Genomic DNA, 290 nt, shown 5'->3' on the forward strand with positions numbered 1-290 from the left:
TCGTACTGTATAATACTTCCCCACATCTAGCGGCTCTTCTATAAAGCACTCATACTTCGTTGCATCCGGAAGCGCAATTGTATGAGCAATCGGTAAATCTTTCACGTTACTTCCTACTTGCAAACGAAATGTCCGGCTTGTTCCATACGCATGTGGGAGCAAAATTGTAATTTTATTCATTTCATCTAAATAGGCATCAAATGGACGTTTTACTTTCAACATAAAAAAATCACCATCATTCTTAAAGGTAAAATAAAGTGAAACTTTAATCAGCGGGAAAGCTTTACCCC

At 37.6% G+C, this 290-nt stretch carries 1 pseudogene; it reads right to left on the reverse strand.

Annotated elements, in window-relative coordinates:
- A pseudogene (locus ACSG5Z_RS31455) lies at positions 1-222 on the reverse strand (type I pullulanase); the annotation flags it as partial.
- Positions 223-290 lie beyond the last annotated feature (68 nt).

The organism is Bacillus pretiosus (assembly GCF_051294775.1).
Classification (GTDB): Bacteria; Bacillota; Bacilli; order Bacillales; family Bacillaceae_G; genus Bacillus_A; species Bacillus_A wiedmannii.